This window comes from Streptomyces sp. NPDC015171, assembly GCF_043079545.1.
Lineage (GTDB): Bacteria > Actinomycetota > Actinomycetes > Streptomycetales > Streptomycetaceae > Streptomyces.
Map to the genome: position 1 here is coordinate 328,187 of NZ_JBIBUO010000008.1, position 25,743 is coordinate 353,929.

A 25,743-nucleotide genomic window follows, 5' to 3' on the forward strand; every position below is an offset into this window, starting at 1 on the left:
TTGTCCACACCTATTGATCTTTTTGGAATGAGATTCGTTGCCCGGCTTGGCAGTTGGGTTGCGTGGCGGCCGAGTACTTCATGTGTAGGACGATCATGTGTCTGATGACCTGTGGGAGCGCGTCGTGCTGCTACTGCCGGGCCGGCTCCGCGGCATCGGCGGCAGCGGGCGGACGACTGTGCACCCCTGCCGACAGCGCCTACATCCTGTGCGAGAGCATGCTGGGGAGGCGGCCCGGCGGAGCAGACAGGATGCGGCGAAGTGATGGCCTGGCGACGGCTGCGGGACTGGACCGACGCCGGTGTCTGCCCCGCCGCCGCGCGGTCCTCCGCGCCAAGCCGCGCAAGGCGGGTTCGTCTCGCGCCGACACGCCATATTGCCCGTGCGCGGACGGGTCGGCCTGCCCTGCAAACGCCCCGACACGTGTTCGCCGACCGCAGCCACGACTTCGGCAAGCACCGCCGTATCCTCAGGGGCCGTGTCCTCACACCTAAGGTCGCCCGAAGCGGTGCCCCGAAGAGCCCGGACTGGACAAGGCTGGTGGGTCGGCGAGAGGGCCGACGCCTGACTCCATCAGTTCAAGCGCCTCCGCATCCGCTACGAGACGCATGTCGGGCTCAATCTCGACTCGATTCAACTCGTGAGACATATCATCTTCATGAGAAAGATCCGAGCCTTATCCTGAAGAGATATGTTGGCGGGTCTGCTGGCTCTAGGCGGCAGCTCAGGCTGAGTAAGCCGGCAGTCGGTCAGTACCCGGAGAGCGCTGACGCAGAGCGCAGATCTGCCCCTGTCTGGATGTCTGTGCTCTGCAGCACGGTGTTAGCGCTCCGCAACGCTTCCTTGTCCGATGCGAGCATGTTCATAAGGTTCTTGACCTGCTTCCCCCACGTCTCGTGGGCCTTCTTCAATGCCCCTGAGGTGTGCCATCCATCGCGGAATTCCTTGACGGCCGTGTTGGATTCGGAATCAGCCCATTCGCCAGCCTTGCGGGTGTCAGGTTCGATGTCCTTCTCGATGGCGTTAGCCGCAGCCTGTTTCTCGGCCGGCGAGGAAGCGAGGTCTTTCTTTCCGCCTGCCAACACCGGAGGCCCATAGGGTCCTCCTGCATCGCCCGGGAGTTGGTTCAATCGCATCCCGATAGAAGATGTCGTCACGTTGCTCCCCGAAGGCGCTGTTTCACTCATGGCCTAGTCTTTTGCTTACCGTATGGCGCAGGCAACTGTCTGAACCGGGCAGTTTCAGCCAAAGGTGGCGGATCAGTTCGCGGGAGGGGAAGCCTTGTCGTCGGCCGCGAAGTCGTATTTGATCTGGCCGTCGTTGACAGAGGTCACCTTGACGGACACGCCCAGAGTGCTGCCGTCGTCTGCTGTGAGCTCGCAACGCATGGTGGTGCCGACTCTCCCGGCAAGGTCCTTCGGGCACCTCACTTTCGGTTTCGGCTGACCCGTTGCTGCGGCAAGCTTCGCGGAGAGTGTCGTTTCCAGCTTGTTCGCAGAAATCTTAGGCGTGGATCTATCCACCTTGGCCGAGACTGAGCAGCCGACGAGCAGGGAACTGAGAGCTATGGCCGAGAAGACCGTATTTAGCGTGGACAACCGGGATGTAGGCACTATGAACTCCGGTTTAGCCGAACGTGACAGGAGGATGCGCAGAGCATACTCGACAGGGATGTGTCCCGGCATGTTGAAGTCGTTCACAGGCGGCAGGGGTGTGCCCGAGCGCACCGGTTCTTGCATAGGTGACACGGGGATGGCCTGCGGCTGACTGGATCTCGGCCGAGGGCAAGTGGTCGACGGCACTTCATGTGCGCCTCGAACCATCTGCCGAGAACCTTCGCACGATCTCCCCTCCGAGACTGCGCCGGTATGTGGATATTCGTGCATTTGCGCCGCTTCCTATCGGCACGTGCTCCGCCGCAGAGATCGCCGTCTTGCCATAAAACCCCATCTGCGGTGCGGTGTGAGGCGATGTCGTGCCTTCTGGGTGTGACATCCCCTATGTCTGGGATGCGTAAATCCCTCAGGCCTCATTGTCGGGCGGCGGACCCTTCTCGAGAGGTGCTGCATCGCAGAGCGAGTCGGACTTCGTCGGCTCGGCTGAGCCTCGCAACGTGGTGCTGGATCAGTGAGTCTTCGCCAACTTGAAGACGCTGGTCAGGGGGCTGGCGTGACCGGTTCTAGGGGTGCTCATGCTGGTCGCGGCCGGTATTCCGCGGAGTAGATCGTCTGGCGAAGTGGTCGGTTCACGCCGCGGCCACCGCGGGTCGCTCACTGTGGCCGGGCAGCCTTCTGCGATCCGGTGCATGGATGCCGATCTGCTGGAACAGATCACCGCGCGGCGCGCGGACTGGACGAAGTCGAGGAACAGCTGGCCGAGCAGCTGGCGGAAGGACGAGGCGGAACTGGACGAACTCGCCGCCGCGGAACGGGTCTTTGAGCGGGTGAGCGAGCAGCTCGCCGACGAGCGCGCCTCGGCCGCGCCACCGCCCGGGCAGGTGGGTGGCCGGGCGGTGATGCTGATCCCGCACCGCGCGCCGGATGTGGAGGAGAACATGCTTCCGCCGGACTACCGCGCGTCCTCGCCGTCGTGCGGCAGGCGGCCGGGCCGGTCATGGCCCGGCAGGTCGGCGAGATGCTGGGGGTGGACGTCAGCGTACGGGCCAAACTGAAGCCGTTGCACGGGAAGCTGGTCAGGCTGGTTGACCGCGGCTGGCCGCAGTCGTCGCGGCGAACTGATATGAGGTCGAACCCGTCATGAAGAAGAACATCGTGAGGGTCGGTTCTCCGGCTCCCCAGGACCGCCTCGCACGCATCTCGCGCCGCATCAGCGACATTTGCTCCTGCCTGCTGCTTCTCGTTGTCTGTAAGAGACGACAGTCAGTAGCCGATATCTCAGTCCGTGGAATTTGGTCGACGTGCGACCGTTCAGTGATCAGCATGGCGGCCATGGTGGACACTTCCCTGTACGCGGCCTTCTTGGTCGCCGCATTCGCTCTGTGCCTCACTCCGGGGCCCGACATGATGTTTGTCGTGGCCATGGGTGGACGCGGAGGGCCGACGACAGGCCTTATGGCGGCTCTGGGGGTGGCATTCGGCGCCCTGACGCATACTGTCGCAGCCGCACTAGGCCTCTCGGCGCTCTTCACGTCACTGCCAACGCTCTACCACGTCCTGCGCTGGATCGGTGCGGCCTATCTTCTGTACCTGGCGGTCAGGGCGTTCCGTGACCGTTCCGGCCTCGGACGCGATGAGGCTGCGGCCTCCAAAAGCCCTGATCCGGGGAGGGTCCGGGCGTTCCGGCAGGGGGCCGTCACCAATCTGCTCAACCCGAAGGTAATCTTCTTCAATGTGGCCTTCCTGCCGCAGTTCGTGAACCCGGCTCTCGGGCACACAGTGGGGCAACTCCTGGTCCTAGGGCTCACGCTGGTACTTGTGGGCCTGGCCGTTGATGCCTCGATGGGTCTGCTCTCCGGCCGGCTCTCGTCGTTGTTGCGGCGCAGTCGCCGCGTGACTCGCGGTCTGAACGTCTTCAGCGGCACAGTCTTCGCTGGACTCGCCACTCGGCTGGCCTTTGGATCCGACTAGAGCTACTTCAGGCGACGTTTGCCCTGTCGACGACGGCGCGTGGGCGCCGGCCGTCGGCATGGCGGTTTCGCCAGATGATGAAGCGGCGGACCATGGTGCTCTGCTCGTCACGCTCGGCGTGGTCCGTGCTGTCGGGGAGGGGGCTGCGCAGGGCCGCCAACTGAGTCTCTATCCGATTCAGCCGGGACGAGTTCGTCGGCGTGTAGGCGATCTGGACGTTGTTCGCTGCCGCCCAGGCCCGACGCGTTGGCATTTTCTTCATGGTCAGGTGCGGGAGAAAGTCGTACAGCGGTGCGCGCCATCGCCCGGGGTCGTGCGTGTTGCCCCTGCGGGTGGCCCCGTGCGGCTCAAACTAGGCGCGCGAGGCATCGGGGGCACGAGTGGGCGCCGGGCACCCCCCTTCCGCACCACCGCACGCTGGTGAGGCGCGACCGGTGTCGGGCAGGAACTTCATGGACCTCGACAGAAGGGCCGACCGTGGCAAGTGAGTTCCAGCGCGTCAAACTCGCCAACATGTTCCGCGCGTTCGACACCGACGACAACGGCTACCTCGACCAGCGAGACTTCCAGGCTCTCGCGGAACGGTGGAGGGGCTTGCCCCGCGTGCGTCCGGGATCCGAACTGGCCGCACGGGTGGACACGGTCATGCTGGGCTGGTGGGACCATCTCGCGGCCCAGGTGGACACGGACAAGGACGGCATGGTCGACCTGGACGCGATTCTCGCCATGGTGGACCGGCTGCCCGCGATGCGCGAGGTCGTTGCCGCGACCGCCGAGACCATTTTCGACGCCGTCGACGAGGACGGCGACGGCCGTATCTCCCCTCCCGAGCACCGGCGGCTGGTCGACACGTGGCACGGCGAGAGTGTCGACATAGCCGACGTCTTCGACCAGCTCGACCAGGACGGGGACGGCTATCTCAGCCGACCTGAGTTCACCGAACTGTGGATTCAGTTCTGGATCAGCGACGACCCGGGCGACCCGGGCAACCAGCTGTGCGGCCCGATACCGACCCGCACGTGACGACCACGGCCTGAGCTCGGCGCAGACCGAGGCGGCTGAGGCCGGGGGCGAGTCGGGGCAGTATGACGGCGTGGGAGCTGAAGGTCCGTGCCGCCGTGCGTCCGCCGCATCCCCCGACCCGACTCGTCCCGTCCCGTCCCGTTCAGGCGCCGTATGGACGGGACGGGACGGCAGCGGGTCCTCAGCAGAAGGACGACGTCGCCAGGACGACGCGGGCAGAACGACGCCGGAGGTCATTCGGGTTGCTCCCGGCTGCCGTGTCTCCGCGTGCCCGAAGAACCGAACACGCGCTCGCGCGGGTGGCCACAAGAGGGCTGTCAGTGCCGGCGATGGAGGATCTCCGTGGCGTCCACGGCCAGATAGGTCTCCGGTGTCGTGGACTCCAATGTGCCCGGCGAGACGGTGAACTCTGGGTTCCCGCCCACCCGCGACGTCCACGGCTGCTCGTCGGCCTCGGTGAACGCGTCCCGCACCTGGCGCTGGAGCCGGGGCCGCGCGTCCTCCTGGCGCTCACGGTACTCACGCCGGGCAGCCGTCACCCTTTGATCGATCTCACCCTCGCGCAGCTCGGCACCCCCCAGGTCCTCGGCGCGCAGACCCGGAGTGCGCGCGGCGATGTCCCGGTCGGCCCAGTACAGCGACTCGCAGGCGGCGTAGAGCCGTCGGGACATGCCGAGGGTGACCTCCGTGCCCGGAATGCGGGCCGTGAGGAACGCCTCCAGCCCCACCTCACGCGCCTGCTCGTCGGAGGGCTCGCCGGACCGTTCGCGCAAGGCGTCGCGGCGTTGGAGGGTCGCTTCGTCGGCCTCCGTCAGGGTGAGCAGGCCCGCTGCACGCCGGCGTTCCGCGCGGTTCCGGGCGACCGGCACGAGACGGAGCCGCGACGAGGAGGCGATCCCTACGGCCCGCAGGGAGAGGAAGAGCAGCATTTGAGAGCGGGCGACGTCCAGGAGGCGGACACCGCTTACGTCCTCGTCGAGGTCGTCCTCCGAGGAGCAGGGCGCGGGGGAGCCCGGCGAGCTGTCGGGCGCCGGGCTGGAGGAACCGGTCTGCGTACCCGGGTGGTGTTCGTGTCGGATCGTGACGAACAGGTCGTTCCTCGGGGTCGTGTGACGCAGGAGACCCGTCCCGCACAGGACCAGGCGGTGGTCGAGATCGTGGGGGTGAAGCACGGTGCAACCCCCCTTCAGTTGATCCCACCCGCGATCCAGCCTGTCTGGTCGGATGTCGCCTCCCTTGGCCTCGATCAGCCAGTGGCGGCCCTCGGCCTCGTGCCGACCCCATAGGTCAGGCCGCGGATTCTTCTTCCCCTTGACCGGCTTCGTGTGCTGCGCGGGGTCGGTGATCCCCAGCGGCCACTTGTCCTCGATGTGCCAGGTCTGGCCCAGGCCCATCAGAGAGCGGCAGGCCCACTCGGCCATGGTCATGCCCATGCGGTAGGAGAAGGCGCCGCGGGCGCTGGACTCGGTGCCTTCTTGCAGGACGACGTTCGAGGTCAGGCGCCGGCCCGAGTTGCCGGAATGGAGCTTCGGGCCATCGTGGAGGTCCAGGTAGGTGTTCATGGGGGCGATCCGCGCGCGGATCTCGCGCGCGGCGTAGTGCGGGCGATCAAGCCACGGGGACAGATCACGGCCCACATCGACGGCGGCCTTGAGGATCTCCCGCCACGTGGTCGTCGGCAGATACCACCCGTCGGCGTCGGGAAACCCGGTGCCCTGCCATGAGGCCAGGTCGTACCGACGCCATTCCTGATTGGTCCGTCCGCCAGGACCGTCACGGAAGAGGACGGGTATGTCGACGGCGTCGGCGGCAAGCGGAGACGGCTGGTCGTGCTTTTTCGTCTGGGACACGAGAGCCTATTCTCGCGCGCTGCGCCACCGTGATGCGAAGGCCCAAGGCGGGGGATCGCCGCAGCACATGAGCCCAGCCGGCCGGTCGGGTCGATACATCAGGGCAGCGGCCTGCGAGGACTCCCGCCTCAGGCGGCCGACCAGGGGACTGGAGTCCGCCAACCACTACCGTGGGCGCACCTGGTGATTTCCATCTGCCACGTCCAGTGCCAGGGCGCGCGCCGCAGCCTCGTGGAGGAGGCACCCGATCTGCCTGCGCACCCGTACCCGGGCCCTCGGCTCAGAGACCTCTGGCCGACATGACGCTCTGTTCGGCCTGCTCCACGTCGAACCGGGCGGCCGGGTCGCCGTTGCCGCGCTCCACGGCACCGCGCACGAGGGCGAGGTAGAAGAGGGTCGGTGCACAGGGCGTCCACCTGTCCTCCGGCTTGTCCGCGATGAAGCCGAGCACCGACTCCGGGTCCGCGTCCACGAATTCGAAGCGGTCGTGTTCCCATTTGTCGGTGACGCCTCGCGTCCAGCGAAGGCGCAGCGCCGCCTCGTCCAGATCGGGCAGGACAGCCCGGAAGAACCCCGCCCACTGGTGGTTGACCAGGTCGAGCCCGAAACCGAGCAGCTCCAGGCGAAGCTTGTCCGTGCTGTGAACGGCGAGTTCCTCGTGCAGAGCGCGACGGGCCACCGCGTGCAGGCTGATCGGGCTGCCGTCCTTGGGCAGATCGTGCTCACGGGCCAGGCCTTCGTTGGCCGAGGAATTCCACCGTGCGCTGTTCGGACCCGCCACCTGCGCACTGCGCCGGGAGAACAGAATTTTGCCGTCCTTGCCCGTCTCCAGGGCCACATTGACACCGAAACTGCAGTTCATCCAGGCCGGTGCCTCGGCCGGATCCTTGTCCTCGAGATACTGCTTGCGCAGCGTGAGGCCGTTTTCCTGCTGCCGCTCCAGATTGAGCGACGTGGTGAGGAAGTCGAAGTAGTCGGCGTCCCGCAGGGAAAGGGAGACCACGGGCTCCTCGGCCAGATGAGTGCGAGTCACCACGAACCGGTCGACCGCGAAGCGCTCGTTGTTCCAGCGATGCGGCAGCCCGCTGGCCTCCTTGCGTTCCTCCTCCGCCTCGATGGAGCGCCGCCAGGCCCCGATCTCCTCCGGGAACTCCACCCGCTCCGGGGTGTATCGGATGCGGACATTCTCCTCGTGGATGGGCCGCGTACCGTCTCCTTCGAAGAGGTGACAGCCTGTTGCCCGGCCGACCATGGTGAATCTGTCACGCATCGTCAACTCCGTTGTGAATAAGGTTGCGTGGGATGATGCGGTTGTCGTCGACTACATGATACGGAGCGACGTGGGCGATCAGCTGACGCTTCTGAAGACCGAGCGGCGCTCCTCTGCCCTGGTGGGCACCATCGCGGTGTCCGACTACACGCATCCCGACGACGGCGCACGACAGCGGCTGTGCCGCCCGCGGCTGGCCCAGGTGCGGCGCCGGTTCACGCGGACCGTGCGCGAGGAACTGGGCTTCGGGGAGAGCCTCCCCGTGGACGGGAGCGGTGCCACCCGGTGGCAACTGCTGTCCGGTCTGGAAGAGTTCCTGGCCGCCAGCGCTGAACGCAAGATCCTCTACTGGACGGGCCACGGCGTCCAGCGCGGAGACGAGGGCTACTTCCTCGCCTGCTCCGATTCCTGGGAGTCAGGAGATTTCCAACCCGAGCGAGCCGTCTCCCTGGTCGAACTCGTGGGCTGCCTCCTGCGGCCCGAGTACGAGACCGACACCCTTCTGATCGTCGACGCATGCTCCTCGCACGGCTACAACTCCCTCAACGAGGCGCTGCGCCACGCCCTGGACCTGGAGCGGAATACGGCGGTGTACAGGGCGAGGCAGACCCGGCGGGCGGGTTTCGCCGTCATCGGCACGTCGGGAGCCGATGCGCAAGTGCCCGAAGGCCGCTGGGTTCAATGGCTGGAGGAAGCACTGGCCAAACCGGACTTCGTGGCACCCGACCACGCGCGCCCGTTCGAACCGTCCGCCCTCTACCTTCCCCTGCCCTACCTGCGGGACGCCGTCGACGCGGAGGCAGGGGCCGCCGGCCTCGACGACCCCGCGCAGCGACCGGGCTACATCGAGGTACGCGCGCTGCCGAACAACTTCCTGGACAACCCGTACTTCCATGCGTCGGACCGCCCGGAGTACAGGCCGGCCGTGATGACGCGACGGAAGCCGTGGATCGAGGCCGAGCAGTTCGGTCTGGAGGAAGGAAGTCATCTCAGCCGCCACTTCGCGGGCAGACGGGACGCCCTGAGCAGGATCGTACGGTGGATGGAAACCCACCCCAAAGGGCTTCTCGCGGTGACCGGCCTGGCCGGGACGGGGAAGACGGCACTGCTCGGCCGGCTGGCCCTCACCTCCCTGCAGAGCTGGCGGGAGACGCTCGGTCCGAAGCTCGATCCCGCGACGCTGCCCCGGGCAGGTACCGTGCACGCTGCGCTGAGTTGCAGAGGGCAGTCTGCCCATTCGCTGGCCGCGTCCCTTCGCGAGGTGCTGGCGCACGTCGACGGAGCGCCCCTCCTGCCGGCGGAACGGGTGGCATCGAAGGCGTACGCCGACGCGTTCAAGGAACTGGTCGACCGGGCCGGGTCGGTGAACCTGCTCTTCGACGCACTGGACGAGGCCCTCCCGGACCAGGCTCACGACATCGCCCGCCACCTGCTCAACCCGCTGTCCGGGCTGCCGGGCGTCCGCGTCATCGTCGGTACACGCGCCCAGCCCCGAAGACGCACCACCGCGCCCACGGAGGAGGAGTCGCTCCTGGACACACTCGAACAGAGCGTCGAACCCGTGGTGCTGGGAGACGACGCGGAGGCCCGCGCGAGCATCACCGGGATGGCGATGTCGGTCCTGGACACGGAACACTCTCCGTACCGGGGCAACGGCCGGCGCACAGAGGACCGTGAGTGGACGGCCGAGACCATCGCGGCGCAGAGCCAGGGATCGTTCCTGGTGGCCCGCCTGGTCGCGACCGAGCTCGCCCGTCGGACCCAGGTCGTCACCGAGGCCGGACTCCTGTCGTGGATGCGCAACGGCGGCATGGACCTGCGTACGCGACTGGCGCAGGAGACAGGGCATCTTGAGGGCCAGCCGGGCGCGAAGCGCGCCCGCGAGGTGCTGCGGGCGCTCGCGGTGATCCAGGGACCCGGGCTGACACCGGATTCGACCTGGCTCACCCTGTCGAACGCGCTGCGCGACGTCGGCACACCCGAGCTGACTCCCGAGGACGTGCGGCAGGTCTGCCGGAACGCCGACGGCGGTATCGTCGCTACGCGGAAGGACGGCGGCGGACGGGAAGCGGCGAACCGTGTACGCCACCAGCTGGCCCATCCCAGTTTCAGCGACTTCTTTCTCACCGATGCCGGACTGAGCACCCGAGAGGCCCACCGCAAGGTGGTCGAAACCCTGCGCGCCCAGGCCGGAAGCGACTGGAGCGAGGCCGACGACTACACCTTCGAGTACCTGGGGGCCCATGCCGCCCAGGCCGGGCCGGCCGCCCTGCGCGAACTCTTCCAGGACGTGCGCTTTCTCATGGGGACGAACCCCGATGTCATGCTGCCGCTCGCGGCGGGCCTCGCCCGGGACTGCGACGGCGCCGCGCTGTACGGCCGGGTCGCGGGCTCGTTCCCCCGCGCGTCCTCGCCGCTGTCGCCGCCTGCCCTGCTCGCACGGAAGGCGCTGACCAGTGCCACGGCCTTTGTCAGCCACCGGGATGCGACCTACCGGGAACTGCAGCACATCGACGGCTTCCTGCCCTGGCAGGAGTACTGGACCGATGTGCGGCCGGCACCTCCGGAATGGCGTCGTGCGGCGCCCCTGGGAGGAGCGAGAGCACTGAGCTGGCGCGCGGCGGCCGGAGCGGCGGCGCTGCCGCCCGCGGACACGCTCACGGCCGGCGGACTGGGTGAGATCCAGGTGCTGCATCCGGAGTCCGGCGCCCGGCTGCTGACCCGCCGCCTTCCCCGGTCCGGCGGCGAACGCGGAAGCATTCTCAGCGAGGTGCGCGAGGTGGGCACCGGACCCCACTGGGCCACCGTCGCCCGTGACGACCAAGCCGTGTACTTCTGGCGCGGCGGTGCCCGCGTCCCTGATCAGGAATACCGGTGGGGCGGCGCCGTACGCGCCCTGGCCACGGCCGAGATGGCCACGCAGACCATCGCGCTGGCGGCCGACGGGTCCCGTATCTGGGTGTGGTTCTGGAAGAGCGGCATGCAGCAGCTGGGCACGCACCTGGCGGACATCCGCACGGTGGACGTACGGCATCTCGCCGCTCTGACCCTGGGGACACGCCTGTTCGTCCTGGCGGCGGGGGAGCGTGCCGAACTGTTCGAGGTGGACCGATCTGTCAACCGAGTCGGCGGTCTCCGTGCCGAGCAGGTGGAACTCGGTGCACTCGACTATCCCGCGCTGGCTGCGGCCGCGGCCCGCACACCACGCCGCGGTACGACCCCGGAGCGAGGCTGGCTCGCCGTGTCCGACGGGCACCAGGTACACGTCTGGTGCTGCGAGAGCGGCGACGCCGTCCACGGCGCTCCACCCGCCGTGCGGCGCGTCGCCCGATTCCGCTCGAAGGCACAGGGACTGGCCTTCGGCCGCCACGGCGACGAACTGCTGCTCGCCGGCTACGAAGAAGTCGTCGTACGGATCTGGTCCGTCGGCGAACCCGGTCGTGAGGCGGCGTTCCAACTGGACGCGCCCCGGCAGGGAGCCATGGCCTTCGAGCCCCGCGGACTCGGTCTGCTCGCGGTGGCCGACGGGCCGGACATCCGTTTCGTGGATGTGGTCGCGGCCCTGGAGGCGGGCCACGAGACGCTCCGGCGGCCGAGCAACGAGCGCCCGGCGATCGCCCTGGCCCCGGCGCCCGGCGGCCCGCCCCTGCTGTGCCGGACCTGGGGCGACCGGGTCCGGGTCTCCCGTCCTGAGCGGGACGCCCCGGCCGGCCACCCTGCCACCGAGCTCACCCACGAAAGAATGGTGACAGCAGTGGATGCCGTACGGGTGGCGGACGGCTGGGCCGTGGCCGTCGCGGCAGGACGGACCGTACGCCTGTGGCGGCTCGACGCGGACTTGTCGGCGGTGGCCCACGAGGACATCACGCTGGGCGGTGACGCGGGGCAGCCGGCCCGCGCGCTGAGCCTCGTCCATGACCCGTCCCGGGCGACACTGCGTGTCTGCGTACCGGACGGCCGGCGCCTGACCCGCTACGAGATCCCGGCCGGGGTGTCGTCTGCCGAGAACACGACGAGCGAGATCCGCACCGACTCCGGCTTCTGCGGCATCGACGCCAGGATCATGAGGGACGGCACGTACTGGCTCGCCGGAGACCTGGGAGACCAGCTGAGGGTGTGGCGGGAGGACGAGGACGGCGTGGAGCAGCGCATCCGCATGGGCGCCACTCCCACCTGTCTCGCCCTGGGGGAGCTGTACGACGAGGAGGACGCCGAATCCCTGCCCCTGCTGGCCTGGGCGGACAGCGGCAGCGTGTATGTGAAGGACTGCTCCGGACAGGGCCTGCACCCGCCGGAACGTCTCGAGGGATTCTTCCCCCAGGTGACCTCGCTCGTGTTCGCGGGTCCCGTGGAGCGGCCCGTGCTCCTGCTGTGTACCGAGCGGACGATCTCACCCGCGTGGGACGTCTGGTCCAGGAGATGGCTGGACGGTCCCTGGATCCCCTCGCGCGGCTACGACGTCCAGGCCGTCGACACCGCTCCTGACCCGGAGGGCCTGGTGGTGGCGCTGCAGGGCAACGACCGATGCGATCTGATCCGGCTGCCGCACACCTTCTTAGCGGCCGACGCGCGATGACCGAGGGCCGGACGGCAGCCGTGCGGCGACAAAGGAACTGGCCAGGGGGAGAGAGCAGTGGAACATGACCTTGTGGTCTTCGTACCGGGATTTCTCGGTACCCGGCTGTGCCGCGACGGCCAGGACGTCTGGGCGAGATGCAGCCGATCCCTGATCCATTCGCCGCCCGCGGCCGGGACGCTGGCCGAGGTGGCCCTGCCACCGGGCCTCGGCGACGCACTGCCCGAGGACCGCTTCCGGCTGGACGCCGGTGACCTGCTCACGTCCCCGGACTCGGTACCCGGGCTGACGTCCTGTATGGGCTATCCCGATATCCGTGCCGCGCTCGGCGACCCGGTCACGGAGCAGTTCGTTCCCTTCACCTATGACTGGCGACTGTCCCACCGGTTGGCCGCCAGGCAGTTGAGGGCACGGCTGGCGAGGGAACTCGACCGGTGGAGCGAGCAGGTCGACGCGCATTACCCGGACCGCCTCGACGATCCCGGAGTCATTCTGGTCTGCCACTCGACGGGCGGCCTGATCGGGCGTCACTACCTGGAGTGCGAGGACGGCCGGAGGACCGCCCGCGCCCTGGTCACGCTCGGCACACCCCAGAAGGGCCTGGTGCAGGCCGCCCGCCTTCTGGCCGGTCACGCGATCCCCGGCACCGGCGGCCCGGGTGCGGACGCACGTGCCAGGCTGAACGAGGTACTGCGCGACTGGGCCCTCGACCTGCCCGCGGTTGCCGAGATGCTGCCGGTGTACGCCGCCGTTCGGGCCGAGGGGAAGAGCCGGCCGCGGACGGTCGCCGACCACCGGTATCCGGTTCCCGGCCTGCCTGCCGCCGCGGTCCGTGATGTCCTGGGCTTCCATGAGAAGTTCAGGTCGGCAACGGACGGGAACCGTCGCGCCGACCCCGAGGGCCGGCTGCCCTACACGGTGCACTGCCTGGGCAGCGGCGACTTTCCGACGCCCGAGGCCATCACGCTGTCCTCCGACGGGTCGTACCTCACCTCCGGCGAGAACAGCGCCCTGGGGCCGGGCGACGGAACCGTGCCACGACTGTCCGCCCTGGCGGACTGGGCCGTCGGGGAGCACAGCCCGATGCTCTGGACCGGTTTCCGGAACGCCGACATGGCGAGCTCCGCCGCTCTGCGGGACGTGCTGATCGCGGTCCGCAGGGGGAGCCCTCCGGGCAGCATGCTCGCCGGCGACGAGGGCATCGCTCTGCACTTTCCCGACTCCGCCGCCGTCGCCGGCCAGCCGTTCGCGGTCGAGCTGCTGGGGCACAACCTGCTGGGGCGCAATCTGCGGACCTTCATGTGGCGGTCGGGCAGGGCGGCCAAGCAGCCCGTCGTCTTCGAGGAACACGGAACCGACCGGTACCGGGCGGAACTGGAAGCGCCACCCGGCCGCTGGTGGGTCGAGGCCGTGGTCGACAGCCCGAAGCGCTTCGACCGCAAGGACGTCACCGTCTTCGCCGCGTGAGACAGGAAGGGAGCAAGCCATCACATCGCTGACCGAGGCCGGCGCGCACGCCGCTCCTGCCTGGCCGCAGTGCGAGCACACCGACGCCGGCACGCGCTGCCGGGGCCGCAGGGTCGGGACGCACACGGCCTGCCTGGCACATCTGGACGCCGAAGAGCGGACCGCGCACCTCGCCGGGCTGGCTCCCGGTGCCGACATCGACCACCGTGGCACTCTCCTCACACAAGGACTTCTGGATGACGTGCTCACCCGGCTCCGGGAGCCGGCGACGGGACGTGCTCTGCTCGGGCAGGCGGAGTTCGACGGGGCCCGGTTCTCCGGTGATGTGACGTTCGAGCAGATCGACTTCTCCGGCTTCTGCTCCTTCGGCACGGCGGTGTTTGACGGCAGCGCCTATTTCCGCGACACGCATTTCCGACAGGACCTCAGGTTCGGGAACACCGAAGTCGCCGACGACCTGTGGCTCGAAGCCACCGTCATCGGCGCCGATGCCTGGTTCTACGGAGCCCGCACCGGGGGCGCGCTCCGATTCTGCGTCGACCGCGTCGGCGGCAGCGCGATGTTCAAAGGCGCCACCGCCGGGGAGGCCCACTTCACGGGGGTGCGCTTCTCGGGCGCCGCGCGCTTCGACGGGATGGTCGTCAACGGCAGGGCGTATTTCGACAGCGCCTACTTCGAGGACGGCGCCGATTTCGAGAAGGCGGTGATCACCGGCCCTGCCTGTTTCGAAGGGGCGCACTTCCACCAGGGCAGAGCCTGCTTCGACGGGGCGGAGCTGGGTGAGGAGGTCCTGTTCTCCGAGGCTCATTTCCAGACAGGCGCCACCTTCGCCGGGATGAAGGTCGGCGGCGATGTGTCGTTCAGCCAGGCCCGCCTGGAAGGGGACATGAACTTTCGGAGAGCGGTATTCCGCGGCACGGCCATGTTCGGCCCCCTGGTCTGCCCGGGCCGGGTGGACCTGTCCGACGCGGTGTTCGAATCTGCTGTGACACTGGAGGTCGCCGCGGACGATCTTCGTTGCCGACGGACACGCTGGGCGTCCACCGCCGCGCTTCGGCTGCGCCACGCCACTGTCGACATCAGCGACGCCGTACTCGAGTTCCCGGTGACCGTCGCGGGGCGCTCCGGCCAGTTCGTCACCCTCCTGGACGAGCGGATCGACGAGCCGGGCCTGACCGACGCCCCCGTGCGCGTGCTGTCGGTGAGCGGTGTGGACGTCGCACACCTGGTGCTGGCCGACGTCGATCTGACGGCCTGTCGCTTCATGGAGACCGTCCACCTGGACCAACTGAGACTCGAAGGCCGGTGCGTTCTGCCGCCGCCGCCCGAACGGATGTCCCGGCGGGGGTGGTTCCCCGTGCGGTGGACACGCCGCCGGACCTTGGCCGAAGAGCACCACTGGCGCGCGACCCGGTACGGCACCGCCGGGTGGACGCCTGCCCCGGAGGGTGTCGAGACGCACCAGCCCGCCGCTCTCGCACCGGTCTACCGGCAACTGCGCAAGGCGCTGGAGGACGGCAAGAACGAGCCTGGCGCGGCCGACTTCTACTACGGCGAGATGGAGATGCGCCGGCACGACCTCGAAGCGCCCCGCGGCGAACGGATGATCCTGGGGCTGTACTGGGCCGTGTCCGGGTACGGCCTGCGGGCCTTCCGTGCTCTGGCATGGCTGGGCCTGGCGATGACGGCCACCGTGCTGGCCATGATGCTGTGGGGCCTGCCGCGGAACGATCCCGACCTGGTGAGCAAGGGCAGCATCGACCGCAGCGAAGTGACCCTGACCACGAAGCAGCCCGACCCCGTCAACCCGGAAGGGCCGTACCATCGGCGCCTGTCGAACGAGCGGTTCGAGAAGTCCCTGAGGGTGGTGGCCAACTCGGTGATCTTCCGCGCCTCCGGACAGAACCTGACCACCACCGGAACCTACGTCGAGATGACCGCCCGCCTCGTCGAGCCGGCTCTGCTCGGGCTCGCCGTACTCGCCGTGCGCAGTCGCGTGAAGAGATGACCAAGTGCCGATCGAGACCCGGGCCGTCATCGGTCAGACCGCCCGGCGAGCCGCGCTCCTCGTCACGGCCCGTCAGCGAGCCAGCAGGACCGCGGCGGCCGTCATGACGATCACGGATGCGCCGCAGAACGCGAGGTGCGCGCGAGGGTAGTCGTATCGCTCGCGTGTCACGCCCTGATTGATCTCGTGCGCCCACTCCGTCAGCAGTTTGCGAGTCGGGTACATGCCGATCGTCAGTCCGATGAGCGCGAACGAGCACACGACGAGCATGTTTTCCAGAGTGAGGCCACGCCACGCGCCGTACGCGACTGCTCCGGTCCCGCACACCACCCAGATGAACGGGTACACCGTCCAGAACCTCTGGATCGGTATCCATTTCGCCATGGCGGAGCAGTGGATCACGAGGGCTGCGATGGCCAACAGCCACAGCCACTCCGTGGCAACCGACGTGAGCAACGGACTCCCCCCTGAGTCATTGGAACCCGCCGAGAGTAGCAGCGAGGGGAGAGGCAGCCCGTACTAGCCCTTCGTCACCGCCGTGTTCGCCCGCCGGAGCGAGCGCAATCAGCCCGCCGAGGACCGTGACGGAGTGGAGAAGGACAACGAGCGTGGGGCATCTCGGTGCCCTGGACGCGGAGGCAGGATCACGCGGTCGGCTGGCTCGCCGGGCCGGCTTGTGTTCGCAAGGTGCGAGCGCGCTCGGACGGGTCGTAGTGCGGACCGACGCCTTCGATCAGCACCAAGTCGCCCTCCACGTGGTCGGTACGCAGACGCAGGATGTCCCGGTAGGCGGGGGAGTCGGACGAGATCACCGGGCTTCCGAGCCGCCGCTCAGCAGGGGGCGCCTGCCGCGCTTCCGTGAGCGCGCTGGGGCAAGAGCGATTCTGCGCGGCGGCGTCAGGGAGTTCGGCTGCCCGGGTGCCTGAGCCTGGTTCGCCGCGTTCTCGGTGGCGGTGATCGTCTGGCGCAGCAGGCGGCGGGCGGTCTCCAGATCGGCGGCGCGCTGGTCGAGGACGCTCAGCTGGTCGCGGAGACTGGTGAGGATGCCGGGGCAGGGACGCAGGCCGGCCGTGTCGTAGGTGCAGGGCAGGACCCGCCGGATGATGCGGATGGGGAGGCCGGCGGCGAGCAGGGCGCGGACGCGGTGCACCGTGTCCACGGTCTGGTCGCTGTACTCGCGGTAGCCGTTGGCGCGGCGTTCGGCGTGGATCAGTTCCGCTTGTTCGTAGTAGCGCAGCAGACGTTCGCTGACTCCTGTTCGGCGTGACAACTCCCCGATGAGCACCGCTTCGCCCTTTCAGCTTGACCTTCCAACGGTGTCAAGGAGCAACAGTGTCCTGACCGGCCGCATTCCGGCCGCGTCCAGTCGGAGGGAACATAGAAGTGATCATCGATGCGCACAGCCACGTCCACGACCCCGTCGAGGCACATGTGGGGCTGCTGGACGAGGCCGGGGTCGACCGTGCCGTCCTGTTCGCCACCCGGCCGCACCCGGAACGGGCCGGTGACCTCGCCGCACTGCGCCGCGAGATGGCCGTCCTGGAGAGGGCCCTGGGAGGTCAGGCCGGCACGGTCGAGGCGTACCGCGGGGCGTGGCGGGAGTTGGACACCGCACTTGCCGCGCATCCGGACCGGTTCATCGGCTTTCTGTCGGTGCCGCTGGGCCTGGGACCGGAGAAGACCGCCGTGATCGTGGAGCAGGAGGTGATCGGGCGCGGACTGCGCGGAATCGGCGAGCTGACGCCGCCACCGGGAGGGGCGGGGCTGGTCGAACCAGTGCTCCAGGCCGTAGCGGACCAGGGCCGCCTGCCCGTGGTCGTGCACGGTTCCGCGCCGACCACGGCGGAGGACCTGGCGACGCTGGCCGCTCTGGCCGGCCGCTATCCCGACGTACCGCTGGTACTCAGCCAGCTGGGCGGACAGCACTGGATGCAGGCCATCGAACTGGTCCGGGACACACCGAACATGTACCTGGAGCTTTCCACGGCCACCATCGTCTTCGCCGTCCGATTGGCCATCAAGGAGATCCCGGACCGGACCCTGTTCGGCTCGGACGCACCATACGGCGACCCGGTCCTCGCGCGGGCCCTGGTGGAGCGGATCACCACTCCGGGAGAGGTACGCGACCGGGTCCTGGGCGGGACGATCGCCGAACTGCTCGGTCTCGGCTGACCTGGCCGCCGACCGACCCGAAGTCCGTTTCCGCCCGCTCCTCCCAGCCAGCCGGATCCCGCGCCGGCGCGGCCCCGCCCCGCCCTCGGATGCGCACGGCTCTGCCGGAGACGCCTGGACTCATCCCGAGAGAGGTTCCTGTAGAGGTTCCTGCTCCGACACGGCTGGTGGCAGCGGTTCACGGGCGGCGTGCCAGGCGGGGGGCAGGGCAGCGACGCCCGTGCGAGCAGCGATCACCCCGCCCGCGATAGCGCAGGTGGTGTCGATGTCGCCGCGCCCGGCGACCGTGAACCACAGGCCCTCGTGCAGGTCGTCGAGGTGCCCCGCCGCGCACCACAGGGCGTACGGGACGGTGTCAGGCCCAGACAACCTGTAGCCGGAGCCCAGGACCTCCGCGGCGTGCCGAACCGAGGTGTGCGCCGGCATCCGGGCCGCGATCCGCACTCCCGACCGGACGTCGCTGTCAGGGAGTCGTTCTGCGACTGCCTGAAGGAAGTCCGGGCGTGCCGGGACAGGCCCGCCCCGGCTGCGTGTCGCCAGGGCTGCGGCAAGGGCTACCGCCACCGCCGCGGCGATCGCCTCCGGGTGGTGGTGCGAGACCACGCTCTGGCGGGCTGCCTGCTCGGCGACGACGTCGAGGTCGAAGGCGTGCCAGGCGCCGAGCGGAGCGACGCGCATGGCCGCGCCGTTGCCCCAGGAGCCCTGGCCGCCGAACTGTTCGGCGGCGACCTCCCGCCAGGGCTCGCCCGCGCCGATCCTGCGCAGCACGTCGTGCATCGAAGGTCCGTAGCCGCGGTGCGTGTCCTCGGCGTAGGCCCTCGCGAGGCCCAGGGCGAGGCGGTCCTGGTCCACGGCGCCGCCCCCCTCGGCGAGTTCCCGGACGAGAACGAGAGCCTGGGCGGTGTCGTCACTCCACCGCCACAGCGGCTCCGGGGGCAGCGTCCGCGCATCGAGGGCGGTCGAACCGTCCCGGCGCAGGATGCCGAACCAGCGGTCACCGAAGGCGTCGCCGAAGGCAAGCCCCTGCAAGGAGTCCAGCGCGGCTGTCGGAAGCTTGATCATCGGAGCAGTATCACAGCGCGACCGCGCTCCGGCACACCGGTTTTGGCGTCATCGCCAGGCCAGTGCAGTAGTCGGCCCGTCAGGCCGACTACAGCGCTCGCCGTGACGGCGCTCGCCGTACGGACGACGCACCTGGCGCACCCCGCCATCCGTGTCAGGCGTTTTGTGGACGGCTGACCCGCGACGAGCTCGTCGCGGCGGTGTCTGCCCTCGACGCGCTTCAGTCCAGAGACTCGGAGACCTCGTCCCAGAACGCTGAGTCGTCCGTGTACGGCTCCCGGCCGATCATGCGCTCGCGCAGTTCGGTGATCGCGGTCGTGCGTACGGCGTCGTCGGTTGATTCCAGGGCGCTGCGCGACTCGGCGATCAGGACGAGGAGGACGGCCAGCGTGAGCAGGTCATCGGCTGCCGGTCCTTTCCACCCGGCCCCGTGGTCCCACCCGTTGGGGTCGGAGTGGGCCGATCGTGAGCAGGAACTCCCTCGACCTCTCATGGGTCAACTCGGCCGGTCTTGTCCTGGGGTGAGGCCGCGCCACTGCTTGATGCGCGTTTGCGGCACGCCACGGTGTCGCACGGCCGCCCGGAGCACCCCGGAACATGGAGGTCAGGGCTTGATGAGGACCTTGAGGCTCCTCCGGTCGGCCATGTCCTGGTAGGCGGCCGGGACGCCGTCGAGGCCGGTGGTGGCGTCGAACACCTTCCCCGGGTCGATGGTGCCGTCGAGGATGTCGGGCATCAGCTCCTCGATGTAGGCGCGGACCGGTGCGGGTCCACCGGCCAGGCGGATGTTGGGGCCGAAGAGGGTGCCGAAGTCGACCGGCGCCTGCTCGTACTGCGGGACGCCGACGCGGCTGATGACGCCGCCGGGGCGCACGACCCCGATGGCCTGTTCGTAAGCGGGCATGTGGCCGACGGCTTCGAGGACCACGTGCGTGCCGTGCCCGCCGGTCAACTCGCGGACCCTTTCGATGCCTTCCTCGCCGCGGGCGGCGACGACGTCGGTGGCGCCGAACTCCCGGCCGAGGTCGGTGCGCTCCCGGTGGCGCCCCATGAGGATGATCTGCTCGGCACCGAGGCGCCTGGCGGAGAGCACCGCGAGCAGACCGACGGCGCCGTCACCGATCACGGTGACGCGGGTGCGTGCGCTCACCCCGCCCATCAGGGCGGCGTGGTAGCCGGTACCGAAGACGTCCGAGAGCGTCAGCAAGGACGGGATGAGGGCGGAGTCCGGGGCGACGGGCAGTTTGACGAGGGTGCCGTCGGCGAGCGGGACGCGGACCGCCTCAGCCTGGCCTCCCTCGTCGGGCTCGCCGTCCCAGAAGTTGGCCTGCGGGTGGGCGCAGGAGGTATGCAGACCCTCGCGGCAGAACTCGCAGGTGCCGTCGGATATGGCGAACGGGGCGACGACCAGGTCGCCGCGCTTGACGGTGGTCACCTCCGAGCCGGTGTCCTCGACGATGCCGATGAACTCGTGCCCCATCCGCCGTGCTGGTCCGTCCTCGGGCTTCATGGAGCCGTAGGGGTGCAGATCGCTTCCGCAGACGCAGGAGGCGGTGACACGGACCAGTGCGTCGGTGGGCTGCCTGATGACGGAGTCGGGAACGCTCTCGACGCGGACGTCGCCGGCGCTGTACATGAGTGTTGCGCGCATCAGTGGTGCTCCGAACTGGCGAGGCGGTAGGAGTCGGGGACGGTCTCGATGGTGGTGCCGTTGGAGGTCAGGCTGTCGACGGTGGCCGCGCAGAGGCGGGGGGCCGGCGAAGGACTTTGTCCAGGCGACGAACGACCCGTTGGAGGCGATGACGACGCTGTTCTTCTCCTCGCCGTGATCGGCGCGTGGCGGTCGCCGGCGAGGCTTGACCGAGCAGGCGGCCGACGCTGCCCTCCACACGGCCTGCCGCATGCTGCGGCTTCGGCGACGGGCGCGACACCTCGCGGGCGCAGTTGGGCGGTGCCAAGGGCGGCCGGGGGTGATCATGTCACCAGGCGCAGTGACGTTGCGGCGATGCCAAGTCGGATGCTCTGTCCCCAGGTCAGCTCCAGGGCGTCGGTCTCCATCCCGTCTCCGAAGACCACCATCCGATCCGACTCCACGGTCAGTCTCAGTTCCTGTCCTCGCTCCAGTTCACCGGCGACCTTCGATGTCCCGGTCGCCGGTGATGGCCAGGCCTCGCGCACGAACCACAGGAGGCGCGGGTCGCACGGCGCGGGCATGGGCAGGGTGCTGCCGCGCTCCACCCACAGGGAGCGGAGCCAGCCGGTCGCGCCGGTGCCGGTGCCGACCAGCACTCCGGAGGAGGCCTGGGCCTCGCCCGGGTCGCTCCCGCCGGTGTCCAGGTGGTAGCGGGCCGTCTGATGGCCGGGTGGGCCGAGGTAGATCTCGTTGAGCGCGAGGAGGCGCTGGGTGTCGTCGGTGACGGCCTCGACCATGGTGAGTTCGTCTGCCCGCTCGGTACCGGTTGCGGTGCGCAGCAGGTGGGCCGTGTCGGCGCTGCGATGACGGACCAAGACCCCTGGATTGCGTCCAGGGTCGGTGTCGATGCCCACCACAGGCTGTCCGGAGAGGTATTTCGCGGTGTTGGCGACCAGGCCGTCCTGGCCGACCACGACCACCACGTCTTCCGGGGCGAACAGGAAGCGGTCCAGGTCCGCCCGCTCCACCCTGGAGCTGCGCCAGGTGAGCGGCACCGCCGACGCGACGTTCCGCAGGGCCTGTTGGGTGTGGTCGTGGCGGCGGGCCACCTCGTCGATCGAGCGGCCCCGGCTGGAGAGGAAGAAGGCGGCCTGTCCGCGCGTTCCATGCCGGGCGAGCAGTTCTTCGTACTCCGTCCTGCGGTGCACGATCACCGCCCGCGGTGCCAGGCTCACGCGTCCGCCTGGCTCTCCGGGCGGCCGAGTTTCGCCAGGAGCCCGGTGAGCACGTCGGGGGAGAGCGTGATGCTCTCGATCCGCGGCAGGTTCTCCGCCAGCCGGGTCGCGGCCAGGACGTGCAGCGTGGCCGGGTCGACCTCGCCGTGCACCCGCAGCCAGGCGGCCTGGGCCTCCGCGCGTGCCGCGCCCGTCGCGCGGGCGGCCTCGGCGTCCGCGCGGGCCAGGCGGACCTTGCGGGCCGCCTCGGCCTCGGTCCGTACGCCGTCGGCCGCTGCCTTCTCCTCGGCCTCACGGCGCGCGTTGGTGCCGCGCTGGTCGACCAACTGCTCCTCGCGCCGGGCCAGTTCGATCTGGCTGGCGAGCTCGTTCTCGGCGATGGCACGCTCACGCTCGACGGCGACGGCCCGACGCTCGTAGGTGGCCCGGTCCGCCTCCTGCTGGATCTGCTCGCGGGCCGGGGTGCGCAGGGCGCGCTCCACCTCGGCCTCGGGCCGGATCGCCACGACGCGCACGGCCACCACGTCGATCCCGGTGGCCGGGAGGCGAGGCTCGGCGGCGAGGCCGGTGGCGACCCGTTCCCGCACGGAGGCGACGCCGTTGACCAGGGCGACGGCCAGCGGGGTGCGGGCCAGTACGTCCAGCGTGTGCTGTTGCGCGGTCTCGGTGAGGAGGGTGGCGATCTGCTCCAGGGGAGTGCCGCGCCAGTTCCCGCTGTCCGGGTCCACGGAGAAGTCGATCCGGTTCGCCGCCTCGGCCGGGTCACTGATCCGGTAGGTGACGGTGGCCTGCACGGTGACGTCCTGGAAGTCGGCGGTGCGGGCGTGGAATGCCATGGCCAGCTCCCTGTCGTCGACCGGCACTTCGGAGAGCGCCGCCGACAGCGACCGGTACCAGAAGCTGAGTCCGCGTCCGTCGTGGGCGAGCTGCCCGCGCTTGTGGTGGCGTATGTGCGCGGTGGGCGCGGAGCGCAGATGGCGCCATCCGAAGCGCCGGGTGATGTCGGCCATGATGGCCCCCCTTGATCTCGTCGATGAGACGGTAGTAGAGGGCAGCCGATATCGTCAATAAGACGAAAACAGGGTTCCGTGGGATCGGGCACCCGCCTGTGGCGCAGGCCCATCGGATTGCCCTCGGCGGTTGCCCGGCCTGCGCAAGCCGGTACGGCTCGTCCAGCCCCCGGTCGGGACGGTCGCCGACGGACGCAACGTCACCGATGCCTCCAAGTGCTGGTCCGAGAACGGCGCCTCCCGTGCCGCGCACCGCCGCTCGTACGGTCGGCCGGCCCGAGCACCCGGCGGATCCCGGGGTGCGCCGTCCACGCGCAGCACGCTCACCCCGGGCGGCAGCACCGGTGACGACACCCTCAGGCGCCCTGGAGGTTCCAGCGATGAGTTTCCGGCGGTGGTGCTGTCTACCTGTCGACGAAAGGAGCGCTCCATGCGCGAGATCATCGTTTGCACGTTCCTGACGCTGGACGGCGTCATGCAGGCCCCGGGCGGACCGGACGAGGACGCTGAGAGCGGCTTCGCGCACGGTGGCTGGCAGAAGCCGGTGGACGACGACGAGGTCGGCCGGGCCATCGCCGGCTGGTACGAGCTGTCCGACGCGATGCTGCTCGGGCGCAAGACGTACGAGATCTTCGCGTCGTACTGGCCGACCGCCGATCCCGGCAACCCGTTCACCGATCGGATGAACAGCATGCACAAGTACGTGGCGTCTCGGACCCTGACGTCCGTCGAGTGGCAGAACTCCACGCTGCTGGAGGGTGACGTCGTCGATGCCGTGCGCCGGCTGAAAGCGACCGACGGCGGCAACATCAACGTCGTCGGCAGCGGCGACCTCGCCCAGACCCTCATGCGGCACGGCCTCGTCGACGAGTACCGGCTGACCATCCATCCGGTGATCATCGGCACCGGCAAGCGGCTGTTCGCCGACGGTGCGGTCCCCACCGCGTTGGAGCCGGTGAGCGTCTCCACGACGAAGGGCGGCACCATCGTCGGCGTCTACCGGCCGAGCGGCAAGCCCAGCTACGACAGCTACTAGTCAGTGGTACTAGTCAGCGGCCGGAGAGGACTTTTCCGTCCCGCGCGTGCCTCGGTGGTGAACTGCGCGAGTTGGTCCCGAACCGGTCGTGATCGGCCGGTTCGGCCGGCGCGGAGTCACCTCGATCGTCTCGCGGTCGCCGGTGCACCCCGCGTCAGCCCGGCGGTACGCACCAGGTCCTCCGCGTCGTCCCAGTCGGTGAAGAGCCGCAGCCTCGTGTCCAGCAGGGTTCGGCGCGTGTTCTCCGCGTACTTCGCGCGCAGTGTTCCCATGCGCCGTGGAAATTACCTACGTTGCGTATGCCAGATGCACTCTGTATGAGCACTCCGTGCGAAGGGTGGGCGCGATGGAGAAGTCGGCGGACGTCGTGATCGTCGGAGCCGGGGTGGCGGGCCTGGTGGCCGCCCGAGACCTCGTGCGGAACGGAGTGGACGTACTGGCCCTGGAGGCGCGCGACCGCGTCGGCGGCCGGCTCCTCAACGGAGCGCTGCCCGGCGGCACCCCCATCGAGGTGGGCGGACAGTGGGTCGGGCCGACGCAGCAGCATGTCATGGAGCTGATCAGGGAACTGGGCCTGCGGACCTACCCGACGTACGGCGACGGCGAGCACATCGGCGAGTTCCGCACGACCCGCTCCCAGTACAGGGGCCGGATCCCCAAGCTGAACCCCCTGGTCCTCGCCGACATCGGGCAGGCCCAGTACCGCCTGGACCGGATCGCCCGCCAGGTCGCCGCGACCGATCCTTGGCGTGCGCCCCAGGCCGAGGCGCTGGACCGCCAGACCTTCTGCACCTGGCTGCACAGGACCGCGCGCACCACGGGCGGCCGGGACTTCTTCCGCCTGATCACCGAAGCGGTCTTCTCCGCCGAGCCCGAGGACATGTCCGCGCTCTGGGCCGCCTTCTACGTCGGCGCCGCCGGCGGCCTCGATCAGCTGATCAACGTCGCCGGCGCGGCCCAGCAGGACCGCGTCGTCGGCGGAACGCAGCGCATCGCGCTCGAACTGGCCGAGGAACTCGGGGACCGGGTCGTCCTCGAAGCCCCCGTCACCGACATCGACTGGCAGCCCGCCGCGACCTCGGGCGTGCGCGTCACCACGCGCAGTGGCCTGACCGTCCGTGCCGGGCGGGCCGTCGTCGCCGTCCCGCCGCCGCTCGCCGCCCGCATCCGCTTCACTCCCGGCCTCCCGGGCGACCGCGACCAGCTCGTCCAGCGGATGCCGATGGGCCGGGTCATCAAGGTCAACGTCGCCTACGACGAGCCGTTCTGGCGTCGTGCGGGCCTGAGCGGCCAGGCGAACAGCACCCACCGCCCCTTCGGCACCGTCTTTGACAACACCCCCCACGACGGCTCGTGCGGCGTACTCGTCGGCTTCCTCGAAGGCCGCCACGCCGACGCCGGCTCACGCATGAATGCCGACGAGCGCCGCGCCCAAGTGATCAACGACCTCGTCGGCTACTTCGGCCCCAAGGCCCGTAATCCCATCGCCTACATCGAACGCGACTGGGCGGAGGAAGAGTACAGCCGCGGCTGCTACGGAGCCTTCGCCATGCCCGGCACCCTCACCCGCTTCGGCCCGGTGCTGCGCCGTCCGGTCGGCCCGCTGCACTGGGCCGGTACCGAGACCGCCACCCGCTGGGCGGGTTACATCGACGGAGCCGCCGAATCCGGCCACCGCGTCGCCGACGAGATCCTCCCCAGGCTCTCCTGACCCCTCGGCACACGTGCGAGGCCCCCACCCGACCCCGCCACGCGGCAGCCGCCACCGGGGCCGTCGCCGACGCATACGCACACCCCTGCTCCCACGGGACCGG

General features: G+C 69.4%; 23 protein-coding genes and 1 pseudogene. 9 read left to right on the plus strand and 15 right to left on the minus strand.

What is annotated here, in order from left to right; genetic code table 11:
• Positions 1-749: 749 nt before the first annotated feature.
• On the minus strand, positions 750-1,187 hold the full coding sequence (locus tag ACF073_RS23520) for a hypothetical protein (protein ID WP_392072975.1): 438 nt from the start codon (positions 1,185-1,187) through the stop codon (positions 750-752).
• Between the two features lie 72 nt (positions 1,188-1,259).
• Complete coding sequence (locus ACF073_RS23525) at positions 1,260-1,700, minus strand: DUF4333 domain-containing protein (RefSeq protein ID WP_392072977.1); 441 nt, start codon at positions 1,698-1,700, stop codon at positions 1,260-1,262.
• A 605-nt stretch (positions 1,701-2,305) separates the two neighbouring features.
• Here ACF073_RS23525 and ACF073_RS23530 point away from each other — a divergent pair.
• Positions 2,306-2,671 carry a hypothetical protein gene (locus tag ACF073_RS23530; RefSeq protein WP_392072979.1) on the plus strand — a complete coding sequence of 122 codons (366 nt, stop codon included), beginning with the start codon at positions 2,306-2,308 and terminating at the stop codon, positions 2,669-2,671.
• Positions 2,672-2,948: 277 nt separating this feature from the next.
• Entirely contained in the window at positions 2,949-3,587 is a 639-nt protein-coding gene (locus tag ACF073_RS23535; protein WP_392073166.1) for a LysE family translocator, read from the plus strand.
• A 7-nt stretch (positions 3,588-3,594) separates the two neighbouring features.
• Here ACF073_RS23535 and ACF073_RS23540 read toward each other — a convergent pair whose 3' ends face one another.
• Entirely contained in the window at positions 3,595-3,840 is a 246-nt protein-coding gene (locus ACF073_RS23540) for a hypothetical protein (RefSeq protein WP_392072981.1), read from the minus strand.
• 224 nt (positions 3,841-4,064) lie between these two features.
• On the opposite strand from ACF073_RS23540, the gene ACF073_RS23545 reads away from it, so the two are divergent.
• Complete coding sequence (locus ACF073_RS23545; protein WP_392072983.1) at positions 4,065-4,610, plus strand: EF-hand domain-containing protein; 546 nt, start codon at positions 4,065-4,067, stop codon at positions 4,608-4,610.
• Between the two features lie 317 nt (positions 4,611-4,927).
• Here the strand turns inward: ACF073_RS23545 and ACF073_RS23550 are convergent, their stop codons facing one another.
• Together ACF073_RS23550 and ACF073_RS23555 are read right to left on the minus strand one after the other, a co-directional pair.
• Positions 4,928-6,460, minus strand: a complete 1,533-nt coding sequence (locus ACF073_RS23550; protein WP_392072985.1) for a gamma-glutamyltransferase — start codon at positions 6,458-6,460, stop codon at positions 4,928-4,930.
• A gap of 280 nt (positions 6,461-6,740) precedes the next feature.
• The gene (locus tag ACF073_RS23555) at positions 6,741-7,730 is read right to left on the minus strand and encodes a translation initiation factor 2 (protein ID WP_392072986.1); all 990 of its coding nucleotides are present in this window, start codon (positions 7,728-7,730) and stop codon (positions 6,741-6,743) included.
• Positions 7,731-7,785: 55 nt separating this feature from the next.
• Between ACF073_RS23555 and ACF073_RS23560 the strand changes: the two genes are divergently transcribed.
• The 3 genes from ACF073_RS23560 (at position 7,786) to ACF073_RS23570 (ending at position 15,781) form a co-directional block, all read left to right on the plus strand.
• On the plus strand, positions 7,786-12,306 hold the full coding sequence (locus tag ACF073_RS23560) for a peptidase C14 caspase catalytic subunit p20 (RefSeq protein WP_392072987.1): 4,521 nt from the start codon (positions 7,786-7,788) through the stop codon (positions 12,304-12,306).
• 57 nt (positions 12,307-12,363) lie between these two features.
• Complete coding sequence (locus tag ACF073_RS23565) at positions 12,364-13,773, plus strand: esterase/lipase family protein (protein ID WP_392072988.1); 1,410 nt, start codon at positions 12,364-12,366, stop codon at positions 13,771-13,773.
• Between the two features lie 241 nt (positions 13,774-14,014).
• Positions 14,015-15,781 carry a pentapeptide repeat-containing protein gene (locus tag ACF073_RS23570; RefSeq protein WP_392072990.1) on the plus strand — a complete coding sequence of 589 codons (1,767 nt, stop codon included), beginning with the start codon at positions 14,015-14,017 and terminating at the stop codon, positions 15,779-15,781.
• Positions 15,782-15,853: 72 nt separating this feature from the next.
• On the opposite strand, the gene ACF073_RS23575 is transcribed toward ACF073_RS23570, so the two are convergent.
• The 3 genes from ACF073_RS23575 to ACF073_RS23585 all read right to left on the minus strand — a co-directional run bounded on the left by ACF073_RS23575 (position 15,854) and on the right by ACF073_RS23585 (position 17,051).
• Complete coding sequence (locus ACF073_RS23575; protein ID WP_392072992.1) at positions 15,854-16,201, minus strand: hypothetical protein; 348 nt, start codon at positions 16,199-16,201, stop codon at positions 15,854-15,856.
• A gap of 224 nt (positions 16,202-16,425) precedes the next feature.
• Entirely contained in the window at positions 16,426-16,593 is a 168-nt protein-coding gene (locus tag ACF073_RS23580) for a hypothetical protein (protein ID WP_392072994.1), read from the minus strand.
• A complete protein-coding gene (locus ACF073_RS23585) occupies positions 16,590-17,051 on the minus strand; it encodes a MerR family transcriptional regulator (protein WP_392072996.1) in 462 nt (153 codons plus the stop codon). The genes ACF073_RS23580 and ACF073_RS23585 overlap by 4 nt, the downstream gene beginning before the upstream one ends.
• Positions 17,052-17,164: 113 nt before the next feature.
• Between ACF073_RS23585 and ACF073_RS23590 the strand changes: the two genes are divergently transcribed.
• Positions 17,165-17,953: an amidohydrolase family protein gene (locus ACF073_RS23590; RefSeq protein ID WP_392072998.1), complete on the plus strand. Its 789-nt coding sequence runs from the start codon at positions 17,165-17,167 to the stop codon at positions 17,951-17,953.
• A gap of 120 nt (positions 17,954-18,073) precedes the next feature.
• Here the strand turns inward: ACF073_RS23590 and ACF073_RS23595 are convergent, their stop codons facing one another.
• The 6 genes and pseudogenes from ACF073_RS23595 to ACF073_RS23620 all read right to left on the minus strand — a co-directional run bounded on the left by ACF073_RS23595 (position 18,074) and on the right by ACF073_RS23620 (position 22,893).
• A complete protein-coding gene (locus ACF073_RS23595; RefSeq protein WP_392073000.1) occupies positions 18,074-19,015 on the minus strand; it encodes an ADP-ribosylglycohydrolase family protein in 942 nt (313 codons plus the stop codon).
• Between the two features lie 220 nt (positions 19,016-19,235).
• Positions 19,236-19,508, minus strand: a complete 273-nt coding sequence (locus ACF073_RS23600) for a hypothetical protein (RefSeq protein ID WP_392073002.1) — start codon at positions 19,506-19,508, stop codon at positions 19,236-19,238.
• Positions 19,509-19,619: 111 nt separating this feature from the next.
• Positions 19,620-20,666 (minus strand): zinc-binding dehydrogenase, encoded by a 1,047-nt coding sequence (locus tag ACF073_RS23605; RefSeq protein WP_392073004.1) that lies wholly within the window; start codon positions 20,664-20,666, stop codon positions 19,620-19,622.
• Positions 20,666-20,837: pseudogene (locus tag ACF073_RS23610) on the minus strand (ATP-binding protein); the annotation flags it as partial. The pseudogene ACF073_RS23610 and the gene ACF073_RS23605, both read right to left, overlap by 1 nt.
• Positions 20,838-20,989: 152 nt before the next feature.
• Positions 20,990-21,883, minus strand: coding sequence for a hypothetical protein (locus ACF073_RS23615; RefSeq protein WP_392073005.1), 894 nt, complete (start codon positions 21,881-21,883; stop codon positions 20,990-20,992).
• Positions 21,880-22,893 (minus strand): SPFH domain-containing protein, encoded by a 1,014-nt coding sequence (locus ACF073_RS23620; RefSeq protein ID WP_392073007.1) that lies wholly within the window; start codon positions 22,891-22,893, stop codon positions 21,880-21,882. Before ACF073_RS23620 ends, ACF073_RS23615 begins: the two co-directional genes overlap by 4 nt.
• A gap of 430 nt (positions 22,894-23,323) precedes the next feature.
• On the opposite strand from ACF073_RS23620, the gene ACF073_RS23625 reads away from it, so the two are divergent.
• Positions 23,324-23,929 carry a dihydrofolate reductase family protein gene (locus ACF073_RS23625; protein ID WP_392073008.1) on the plus strand — a complete coding sequence of 202 codons (606 nt, stop codon included), beginning with the start codon at positions 23,324-23,326 and terminating at the stop codon, positions 23,927-23,929.
• A gap of 116 nt (positions 23,930-24,045) precedes the next feature.
• Here the strand turns inward: ACF073_RS23625 and ACF073_RS23630 are convergent, their stop codons facing one another.
• Complete coding sequence (locus ACF073_RS23630) at positions 24,046-24,201, minus strand: hypothetical protein (RefSeq protein WP_392073010.1); 156 nt, start codon at positions 24,199-24,201, stop codon at positions 24,046-24,048.
• A 74-nt stretch (positions 24,202-24,275) separates the two neighbouring features.
• Between ACF073_RS23630 and ACF073_RS23635 the strand changes: the two genes are divergently transcribed.
• Positions 24,276-25,640, plus strand: coding sequence for a flavin monoamine oxidase family protein (locus tag ACF073_RS23635; protein ID WP_392073012.1), 1,365 nt, complete (start codon positions 24,276-24,278; stop codon positions 25,638-25,640).
• The last annotated feature ends 103 nt before the right edge of the window (positions 25,641-25,743 follow it).